This window comes from Methanogenium sp. MK-MG (genome assembly GCF_009914725.1).
Classification (GTDB): domain Archaea; phylum Halobacteriota; class Methanomicrobia; order Methanomicrobiales; family Methanomicrobiaceae; genus Methanogenium.
Window position 1 is genome coordinate 1 of the sequence record NZ_JAAAWJ010000070.1, and the last position, 9,186, is coordinate 9,186.

Genomic DNA, 9,186 nt, shown 5'->3' on the forward strand with positions numbered 1-9,186 from the left:
ACGATATTTGCACACCCGGAGCGGATTTCAGGTATAAATGATATATTGGAACAACCGGACGGCACATCAGATGAATGAAAACAACATAATTCAGACAAAACCGGATACGGCACTGATACTGCTCGGCTGCCCTCAGGTCCCCATACAGACCAGTGCAGCCCTGTACCTGAGCGGAATGCTGCGCAAAAAAGATGTGGCAGTCACCATAGGGGGCACAAAAGCGGCACGGGCATTGCTTGAGATTGCTGACATTGACCGGATATACACCGGCGACATACAGGACATTGACACCGTAATTGACAATATGGCGGACGGAACCTTTGACGCAGACGTCTCATTTGTGCTGGTCCATAATGAGGCCGGGGTGGCATACACCGCCACCATACAGGCACTGTCATCAGGCACCGTAGTTGCAGTCGTCTTCGGAAGTGAAACACTGGCCCGGATGAATGAACTCACAGAGATTGGGTGTCCGGCGGTCTCTGCTCAGGGCAGCCACAATCCCTTACCCCTTAAAAGAAAAATTGACGAGGCATTATCATGGGATGCATAGAAAAACTCAACTACGAGGTCATAGACAAACACATCTCGTTTAAGGAGGCCGCCAGTTATATTGACAAAAACTGTGCCGAAGTGTACGAGGTGAAACCGGGATTCAAAATATTTGATAAAGCGATGATCGGCATACCGCCCGTTCGAATCGGTATAGACGGCGATGTCATTACATTTCCATTTACAAAGCCCTGCTATGGCACCTTTCTCCTCCGTGTCAGTGATGCCGCGGAAGCTGACATGATACGAAGAAAAGCAAAAAACATCAAACACTGATCATTTTTCAACTTTTTCTTCCACGCCCTTCAGGAAATGACCGGTGGTAATCCCACCGTATGCAATCTTCTGCAACCCGTCTTTTAGTGCCTGTATATCACTGTCGTTCATGCTTTTACCAATGAACAGCAGTTCAAATGCTTTCTTGTATGTATTGACAACAGCTTCTGCATACCGCCCGTTTCTGATACGGCAGTCGATTGCCACATGGCTGATACCCGCATCCACTAATAAATTCAGGTGATCGATAATGCAGGTTTCACGGGAATTCCAGATATGGGTACGGCATTCGGTATCAACCGTGACCGGGAAGATATGCCTCTTCACATCCTGTATGCCAAACCACTGTCTGCCACCCGGCATATCCCCGCACCGCAGACACCGGCCATGTGCTGTGGCAATGATGCAGTCTTCACTTACGGCAAGTTCTGCCGGGCCATGGATGATGCATTCAGGCACAGGAGACACCTCTTCTTCAGCAATCAGCCGTGATACCAGATCACCGACTGAATCAAACGACAGCTCAGGAGACAGGGTGACAGATACGCAGTCACTGCCGAATATCCGGGCAGAGTGGCTGTTGAAGATGTTCAGTCCGGAACCACCATAGACAGCTACATCCGGAAAGGCCCGCCTGACAGCAGCAAGGGCACTGATATTTTCCACCATCACACCGCTGACTCCCATTTCATCGAGTTTCGGAATGATGCTGCATGCACAGTCCAGAAAACTCTGCCGTGTGATACGCGGCCATTTCCATATCAGTTCAACACCTGCATCATTGCAGAGTGACGCTGCCTGAGCAATGTGCGCAGACAGCCACTCTCCCCACTGGTCTGAATCACCACCGGAACCGGATTCAGGTCTCTCCCAGGGTTCAAAATAGACCCGGTGACAACCGGCCGCCAGTGCCCCGCGCAGGGTGTCGCAGTCGGATACGTAGACGGATATCTCCGGTGCGGGAGGTGTCTGGCAGGATACACGGGAGTCTTTTGACTCGCACAGAAGAGCGGCCGCATCCCCTGCTGTCTCTTCCGGCAGAAATGACTCTACAGCAGCGTCTTCAAGGGCGGCAAAAAATTCCCGCCTAAAACCCGTTATCTCACGAATCGGTGCGAATAAACCGCCCTTGTAGTCTGATGAAAAGGAGCGGACATAATACGGTGTGTCTCCCGTCCGGGACATGAGTTCCGCAAGATTCTCAGGAGTGACCGGACGGTTCTGTGCAGGTGAAAAGGAAAAACCGGCTTTAACGGATACAGAAACCTCTCCGGTCCGGGAAGATGCTCTACCCGTCACTACAGGCGTATTGTCTTCAAATGAGAGGGTAAGGTCAACCGGAATCATCCGGGATGCATTCTTCCGGAGCAGACCGGTTGCATATTCAGAACTCCTGCCGCTTTTTGTCAGGAATACCCGGTTACCGGGCCGGACAGGCATGGGGACACGCATCTGAAATTTCATATGATGTATGGCAGGAACTGTCCTGAGAACCGCCCCTCCAAAGAAGCCGGGTGTGTCGTCTGAAAAGGATATGCCGTCACCTGCTTCAGGAGAATACGTGCCGTCCAGAGAGATTTCAGCCAGCTTCTTCCGTGGGTTATAGGAACTGACTGAACCAATATGCACACCCCTGTTTCCGGGTGCTTCCGGCCCCATGACGGTGCCGCTCTTTTCGTCCAGCAGGTATCCTGCGGTAAATTCACGGTTAAATGCCGCACGAAGGGTGAGTATATCAGCATCTGAAGAGACAAACGAACCGTTTAAGGCCCCATCCAGTGCCTTCCGGTAGACATACACCACCGCGGCCACGTACTCCGGCGACTTCATCCGGCCTTCAATTTTAAGGGATACTGCAGGGGATTTGATGACATCAGTGATCTTCGGATATGTGCAGAGGTCCCGCGGGGAGAGCAGATATTGCGTCTTCACGGTTCTGAAAGAATTCTTCACCGGCAGTCCCCATTCATCGGTATCACCGGAGAGCAGCGTATACTCCCTGCGGCACGGTTGTGCACATGAACCACGGTTTCCACTTCTGCCCCCTATCAAAGATGAGAGCAGGCACTGCCCGGAATAGGCATAGCAGAGTGCGCCGTGAACAAAGACTTCCGGTTCAGGATAACCGTCATCCGCACCGGCATACATCGCTGAAATTTCACGCACGGTCAGTTCACGAGGAAGAACGACGCGCAGACAGCCGAGTGCATGCACCCAGCTCAGCCCGTCCTCTGACAGAATGGTCATCTGCGTCGAGGCATGCAGAGGCAGTTCCGGAACACAGGTGTGCAGGATGTCTGCGAGTCCCACGTCCTGCACGATCACCGCATCGACACCGGATGCATACAGCCAGGATGCATAATGCACGGCATCCTGCATCTCAGCATCGGAGAGCAGGGTGTTGAGTGTCACATACACCCGGACGCCACGGGTATGGCAGTAGCGAAGGGCCCATTCCATTTCAGTGTTCCCGAAATTTACGGCATTCTGTCGGGCCCCATACTGTGCCCCCCCCAGATACACCGCATCAGCTCCCGCTGAAACCGCAGCGATCAACGCATCAGGAGAACCGGCTGGTGCGAGAAGTTCAGGTACAACAGTAGCATGCATGACAATGTCCCAGATATATCAATAGAGTTGACTCCGGGGAGACATAAACCATCACAACCGGTCACCCAACGATACCGGAAATCTACGGGATAAAAAAAAGAATCAGACAGATGTTATACAGACCCACCTGTCGTATATCGGGTCCCGTTCATTTTCAGTGACTTCGCACGTCCGTCCCTCTGCAACAGCCCATCCCTCCACGCGACGGATTTCAGGCTCAGTCGCTGTTGTAATCAACGTTTTTTCTGATAACGCCAGCAGTTCTGATACAATATCTTCCCACATCCCTGCATTAAACGCCGTGATGTCCCCCAGCATACACCCCACACCATACGTAACCGGTGCGACGTAGTCTGTTGCACGTGAGGCATCAATATGCATCACCTGATGCGGATACAGGCGCTTGCTCTGCAACCCGAGAGCAATCAGACCGGGATCATTGTCATACCCACAGGGATGGCCGCCACAGTCCCTGATTGCCTCTGATACCACGCCGGATCCGCAGCAGCAGTCCATACATGACGCAGCATGCAGTGAACCCCAGGTATCTGATATCAGAGAAGTGACCAGCTCCTTTCTTTCCGGGCGGGTGTCTTCGGTTGCCGGTGGGACTTCAGCCAGCAGTTTCAGGCTAAAGTATTCCCTGAGAGCATCCAGATACCGGGATGCATCCTCCTGGTAAATATCACCACCGACATCTTCAAACCGGGATATAACATCCACTGACAGAGACCGGCAGACAAAGCTGCCTGCTAACCAGTGATCATCCTTTCGCAGTGCAAGCGCAATCGGATACTCATTCTCATCGATCAACAGACGCGCTTCCTCCGCAGGCACAGACAGCAGCGCTTCTGTGTAATAATCTTCCGTAATATCAGCGAACACCGGTTCGATACACTGCATCCCGTGCAGATCAAAAATATCATCTATCAGCATTTTTCCCTCACAATCCGAACACCCAGTGGTGCCTTAATCGTTCCATCCAGACGGGCCTCTTCATTCAGTGTCAGATTAGAGCACTGAATATTTCCCAGGACATGCACACCCTCGCAGATAACAACATCCCCGGCAGAATGAATATTCCCGTGAATTTCGTTGTTGGGAGCGATCGTAATGTCACCTTCCGCACGCAGACTGCCAAACAGGGTATTGCCCATATCAATAGACACAGAGCCTGCCCGGATATTTCCGTGAAGACGGCAGTCCGAACCTATTGACATAGATTTCGGAACCGCGAATGTTTCCATATCCAGCACTGAATTCGAAGGGATCATCAGAGGAATTTCTGTTGTTTCATCCTCGTCATACCCAAAGAGCTTCCGCATAATTTCGGATATCTCTTCTTCCTTTTCAATTCCAAGAAGGGTTACAAGGTACAAGACGATATACGTCAAAACAGGGAGAGGATTGCGTATAGAGATCCACCCCTTTGCTTCAAAGCCCTTCTCAATCTGGACGTCATCTCCTATATCCAGATCCCCGTTTACAATCAGGCGCCCATTTATTTTGACCCCTTCGCCGAGATATGCATCTTCCTTTGCATACACATCCCCATGGATTTCACAGAAATTGTCAATTCGCACATCCCCTCCGGCATGGATGTCACCATTTATCGTAGTGAACTCACACACAACAATTTCACTGCCTTCGAGACCGTAGTCAATTCTGCACCGGTCCCCGATGACAATAATTCTGTCTGTCTTCAGTGTATGTTCCTGGAGTTCAGTATTATCCGGAAGGATACATCGTTCAAACCAATTCTGTCCACCTGTCTCCATACTGCGCCGCCTTCTGATGAAACGTACTCACCGTATCCATATGAGTCTTCGTAATCATCTCTGAAGATCAGATTACCGGATGTGAGAGAGAGAGAGAGAGAGAGATACAGGCAACTCTGCCGGAATGATACAAAAAAATGAAGAGAGACTTAGTTCTCTTCTTCCTGCACATCTTCTGCAGGAACTTCAGCTTCAGCTGCGGGTGCGGCCTCAGCCACAGGTGCAGCTTCGGCTTCGGCTTCAGCCACGGGTTCGGGTTCAGCTACAACAGCACGGGGTGTGCCGGTTGCTTTCTCCTCACCTTTGGATTTGATTACCTCGACACGGCGTGTCGGATAAATCTTCTTTACAATCTTAAAGAGTTCACGTGCGAGTTCTCCCAGTACCATATCACGAACAAACTGTTCGTAGGTCATCGTAGATGATTTTGCGATGAGATACTGAGTGATTGTTGACCGGATTGCCTTTGCCTGGCTCATCTCTGCACGGGAAATGGTGAAACAGGTTGCGGTCACACGGATCTTCCGGCCTTCTTTGGTTGTCAGAAGTACCAGCGAATCAATACGTGATGTCCGGCGTTTCACCATTGAACGAAGATAATCCTTGGTCACTTCGTGTCCGACGAATTCTGTGTATGCAGCATCCCCGGCAACATTGGTGACCTTGAAATTCATCTTGATGTTCTGCTTGGAATAGTCAGAGGTCATCTCGCCGAGCGTTGTCCTCATGACCCTGCCGATAAGCTTCTGTGGGTCACCGGAAATGGTTTCACCAAGATATGCACGGTCGAAATACTCCGGTGCGTATACCTTGTACCAGCTCTTTGCTTTCCAGCCTTCTACTCTTCGTCCTGCCTGCTTCTTTCGTCTTGCCATGTAATGATCTCCTAATTTTATGTATTATCAGGGGAACGTGAATGCTCCCCCTGTTTCTCAAAATAATTATCTGATACGTCTAAAGAGGCATCGGCAGACACGCCGTCAATGACTCCGCCTGCCTCCGGCGAAGATCCATTGTTTAATATCAGTTCAGTGTCTGCTAAAGAGACGTAATAGCATATGTCCTCCGCAATTGCAAGATTCATAAGATAATCGTCTACCGATGCCACCAGCGACCGTAAGCGGCCCGTGTGAATTTCGGTCCTGACAAACCCACCTGAAGCAGTCGTCTTCATATTCAAAAGGTTATCCGGTGAGAGCGCTTCTGCCACAGATTCGGAGTCTGCATGCGGTGTGCACACAATACCTTCAATGCGCATTGTCATGCACATGCCTCCAGAAATCCGGATGTGAAGCATTCAATCTTATCACGGGGTATCTTCGCACCTCCGCGGGAATAATGTCCGCCGCCAGTGCCTCCACACTCTATTGCCAGATTCGACAGAATAGCTGCAAGGTCTTTTTCTACACCCTGCGGACACCGTGCCGAAACGGAATATGAATCGCCCTGCGGTGCCATCACGGCAACAGGGTGATGTAACAACCCATCGAATGAAACGGCATCCGCCACTCCGCTTATCGCATTGGCATCAGCAATTTCATAGATCAATGGATTATTCTTTAACGGATGTGCATGCCGTGCTGCTTCGATGACTCTCAGCCGGTATGCACGTGCCGTCTCCCATGCCTCATCAAGATATTCATGGGAACGGAGACATAATGCTGCGCCAAGAATGCCCTTACCGGATTTGCCACATCCCTCGACAATACCTGCCAGTGAATGTGCATCCTTTACTGCCCCACGCTCAAGATGCCAGGTATCCCCCCAGAGTGATAACATCGAATCAGCGTTGTGATACGGAGATATCTTCAGTATCACGTCTGTCAGAAGGCGTCCGACATCAGTTTCATTACGAATGGTATATGAACTGATGAGCGACTCAACCGACTCCTCCTCACCTGCAATACCATGAAGCATGGGATTTAACGCAGTGAAGAGTTGTTCATGAAGGTCGCGTCCAAAGAGGGGGATACCGTTTCCCGGAGTGATGAAATTGTTTGCAATTCCCTCATTCACGATATCCTGATTCTGACCTTTAATGGACTGACGGTCTCCAATCATTCCAAGGAGCGCCAGCCCGGCCAGATCACGGTTATCGCCGATGTGCTGTGCTACAACATACGCAGCACCTGACACGGAGAGTTCATGTTCTCCGTCTATTCCTTCCAGACGGGGATTGACATGAAACTCTCCCTCAAACCGGGGAATGTGATGGTCAATGACCATGACATCATCCGGGAGGTCAGATGAGCCGGAACCAAAATCACAGAGAACGGTGGCATTACCGCTGCTGATGTCACAGGGACAGATGTGTGGAAGAATACGCAGCCGTACCTGGATCTCCTCACGAATGAGGGCATGAACCATTATGGATGCAGCTGCAATTCCATCAGCATCATGGTGACCGTAAATCTCGACATACTCCTTCTCACGAAGGTGTTCTGCGAGATGAACAGCAGCGGATTCGATAGACATATCACTCAGTATTATCTTGACAGCAGGAATTCTGCAGTCTCAGGTTTGTATGCCCATCCTGCCGGCATTTTTCCGTTTTTAACGTAGTATTTGCCGAGTCTGCGTACCTTTGCTTCAGTGAGCTGGAGCTGACGCTTGTTGTGGACATCTTTTTTATTCTCACTCAGGTGCTTTCGCATTCCGAGCGCTTTTATGATAAGATTACGGATATCATCAGGAATATCAGATGCAAGCCCGTTTTCCGCAAGGATCTCTTCGATTCTCTTGCCGGTTGCGAGTTTTACTGATGGAACGCCATGTTTATCACGAAGGATAAGGCCAATCTCTGCAGAAGACATTCCTGTCTTCCTGAGTTCCACAATGATTTTCACAATCTCTACGCTGTCAGTATTTGACCACTCCGGTGCTTCGGAGCGGTTTGGACGGACGGATCCTGACTTACCTCTCCGTCTTGCATGCATTCGTGCCACTTGTGTTCACCACCTTGGTTAATTTTGATTTCCGGAAAACAGCGATTATATCGCCATACCGGATGGGATAGATACGGGATAGTTGGTAAAGTCCTCAAAAAAGTCAGAAACTAACTTCTCTGTAATCCCTAGCCACATATGCGGCCGTGCCTGAGGGCACGTCGGACTTACCGTAGTCAGCACTACCATGACGGTTCTGTGCTCCGTTAATATTGTCCGTTCAGATATTAAGGGTATCCATCAGCCTGAACCCTCCAGGCCAGATGATACCAGCACCAATCCGCTCTGAAAAACGAAGATTTATGTGGAAAGGAAATCTAATGAGAGTCTGTAATCTGCGACTGTAGTCTAGTGGTATGACAGTGGCTTCCCAAGCCACTATCTCGGGTTCGAATCCCGGCAGTCGCACTATATAACCTCAAGTCGGAATCTTTTTTCACAGCAGGATTTTTGATACTTAATGTCTCTCACATCTTCAATGGACATGTATCTCACACCGGATAGTTGACCCACATACAGCAATGAGGCAGACTGACTGTCCGGTCATTCATTTATGGGAATGCCGGTGATGGATATCCGGCTTATGCGGATGATCATGAACCAGTTCTTCATGCTGATGGGTATGACAGTGTTCACCGGATGCTGAGAGGGGCGGTTCAAAACCCATGTGCTGATGGTTATGGTGCAGGTCATCATGATCATGGCGGTGTTCATGAAATGTCTCGGGGTGGCGATGGGTGTGAGAATGGTGTTCGGTCATCAGAAGGTATGCCCCGATCCCCATGACGGGAAGTGCAATAAAAAACGCCGGAGCAAGCGGGTCGGTAAATACAATGAGAGCGATGATCACGCCAAAAAACGGTGAAACTGCCAGAATCGCCCCTGCACGCGCAGTGCCGATGCCCCTCAGCGCCCACATAAAAAGCACACTGGTAATGCCTCCGTAACTGAAGAACCCGACAACCATTGCAATGACGGCAACGGACGGGGACGGCGATGTTTCGCCCAGCAGAAACGCAACCACT

Annotated in this window: 9 protein-coding genes, 1 tRNA gene and 1 pseudogene; 3 read left to right on the forward strand and 8 right to left on the reverse strand. The window is 50.4% G+C overall.

The genetic code is table 11. From position 1 onward, the window contains the following. Positions 1–70: 70 nt before the first annotated feature. On the forward strand, positions 71–553 hold the full coding sequence (locus tag MKMG_RS09125) for a DUF1890 family protein (RefSeq protein WP_165077464.1): 483 nt from the start codon (positions 71–73) through the stop codon (positions 551–553). Beyond that, positions 541–828, forward strand: a complete 288-nt coding sequence (locus MKMG_RS09130; RefSeq protein ID WP_165077466.1) for a DUF1894 domain-containing protein — start codon at positions 541–543, stop codon at positions 826–828. Before MKMG_RS09125 ends, MKMG_RS09130 begins: the two co-directional genes overlap by 13 nt. On the opposite strand, the gene MKMG_RS09135 is transcribed toward MKMG_RS09130, so the two are convergent. The 7 genes from MKMG_RS09135 to MKMG_RS09165 form a co-directional block, all read right to left on the reverse strand. Next, positions 829–3,438 (reverse strand): DUF3656 domain-containing protein, encoded by a 2,610-nt coding sequence (locus MKMG_RS09135; RefSeq protein WP_165077467.1) that lies wholly within the window; start codon positions 3,436–3,438, stop codon positions 829–831. It lies immediately after the preceding gene. A 102-nt stretch (positions 3,439–3,540) separates the two neighbouring features. Next, positions 3,541–4,374 carry a hypothetical protein gene (locus tag MKMG_RS09140; RefSeq protein WP_165077468.1) on the reverse strand — a complete coding sequence of 278 codons (834 nt, stop codon included), beginning with the start codon at positions 4,372–4,374 and terminating at the stop codon, positions 3,541–3,543. After that, positions 4,368–5,216, reverse strand: a complete 849-nt coding sequence (locus MKMG_RS09145; RefSeq protein ID WP_165077469.1) for a polymer-forming cytoskeletal protein — start codon at positions 5,214–5,216, stop codon at positions 4,368–4,370. Before MKMG_RS09145 ends, MKMG_RS09140 begins: the two co-directional genes overlap by 7 nt. A gap of 149 nt (positions 5,217–5,365) precedes the next feature. Further along, positions 5,366–6,091 (reverse strand): 30S ribosomal protein S3ae, encoded by a 726-nt coding sequence (locus MKMG_RS09150; protein ID WP_165077470.1) that lies wholly within the window; start codon positions 6,089–6,091, stop codon positions 5,366–5,368. A 17-nt stretch (positions 6,092–6,108) separates the two neighbouring features. Beyond that, positions 6,109–6,480 (reverse strand): KEOPS complex subunit Pcc1, encoded by a 372-nt coding sequence (locus tag MKMG_RS11465; protein ID WP_216842898.1) that lies wholly within the window; start codon positions 6,478–6,480, stop codon positions 6,109–6,111. Further along, on the reverse strand, positions 6,477–7,691 hold the full coding sequence (locus tag MKMG_RS09160) for a DHHA1 domain-containing protein (protein ID WP_165077471.1): 1,215 nt from the start codon (positions 7,689–7,691) through the stop codon (positions 6,477–6,479). The genes MKMG_RS11465 and MKMG_RS09160 overlap by 4 nt, the downstream gene beginning before the upstream one ends. A gap of 11 nt (positions 7,692–7,702) precedes the next feature. Further along, entirely contained in the window at positions 7,703–8,161 is a 459-nt protein-coding gene (locus tag MKMG_RS09165; protein WP_165077472.1) for a 30S ribosomal protein S15, read from the reverse strand. Positions 8,162–8,498: 337 nt separating this feature from the next. On the opposite strand from MKMG_RS09165, the gene MKMG_RS09170 reads away from it, so the two are divergent. Then, positions 8,499–8,569: transfer RNA gene (locus MKMG_RS09170), tRNA-Gly, on the forward strand. A 139-nt stretch (positions 8,570–8,708) separates the two neighbouring features. Here MKMG_RS09170 and MKMG_RS09175 read toward each other — a convergent pair. After that, positions 8,709–9,186, reverse strand: a pseudogene (locus tag MKMG_RS09175) (EamA/RhaT family transporter); the annotation flags it as partial.

Excerpts from the sequence above, each read along its gene's own strand:
- MKMG_RS09140 (WP_165077468.1), bottom strand. The coding sequence starts at position 4,374 with ATGCTGATAGATGATATTTTTGATCTGCACGGGATGCAGTGTATCGAA.
- MKMG_RS09125 (WP_165077464.1), top strand. The coding sequence starts at position 71 with ATGAATGAAAACAACATAATTCAGACAAAACCGGATACGGCACTGATA.
- MKMG_RS09130 (WP_165077466.1), top strand. The coding sequence starts at position 541 with ATGGGATGCATAGAAAAACTCAACTACGAGGTCATAGACAAACACATC.
- MKMG_RS09135 (WP_165077467.1), bottom strand. The coding sequence starts at position 3,438 with ATGCATGCTACTGTTGTACCTGAACTTCTCGCACCAGCCGGTTCTCCT.
- MKMG_RS09160 (WP_165077471.1), bottom strand. The coding sequence starts at position 7,691 with ATGTCTATCGAATCCGCTGCTGTTCATCTCGCAGAACACCTTCGTGAG.
- MKMG_RS09145 (WP_165077469.1), bottom strand. The coding sequence starts at position 5,216 with ATGGAGACAGGTGGACAGAATTGGTTTGAACGATGTATCCTTCCGGAT.
- MKMG_RS11465 (WP_216842898.1), bottom strand. The coding sequence starts at position 6,480 with ATGACAATGCGCATTGAAGGTATTGTGTGCACACCGCATGCAGACTCC.
- MKMG_RS09150 (WP_165077470.1), bottom strand. The coding sequence starts at position 6,091 with ATGGCAAGACGAAAGAAGCAGGCAGGACGAAGAGTAGAAGGCTGGAAA.